General features: G+C 52.6%; 1 protein-coding gene. It reads left to right on the top strand.

The features are described from left to right. Positions 1-274, top strand: a 274-nt coding sequence (locus A0765_RS09770; RefSeq protein WP_142325670.1) for an ATP-binding cassette domain-containing protein, incomplete at both ends; no start/stop codon positions are given.

Genomic DNA, 274 nt, shown 5'->3' with positions numbered 1-274 from the left:
GTGAGAAACCAAAACCATCCTTCGACTTCAAGCCTGCCCGTACACCTGGCCGCTTTATCTTCCAAGCCAAGGACTTGCAGATTGGCTACGACCGGCCTCTAACTCAGCCTCTTAATCTTACCTTTGAGCGCAATCAGAAGGTGGCTATCATCGGGGCAAATGGGATTGGGAAAACGACCCTGCTCAAGAGTTTGCTGGGGATTATCCCGCCTATCGCAGGTCAAGTCGAGCGTGGGGACTATCTAGAGCTGGGCTATTTCGAGCAGGAAGTCGA

It is taken from the genome of Streptococcus cristatus, from assembly GCF_001588905.1.
Taxonomy (GTDB): domain Bacteria; phylum Bacillota; class Bacilli; order Lactobacillales; family Streptococcaceae; genus Streptococcus; species Streptococcus cristatus_N.
This window is presented reverse-complemented; position numbering and strand designations above follow the sequence as displayed.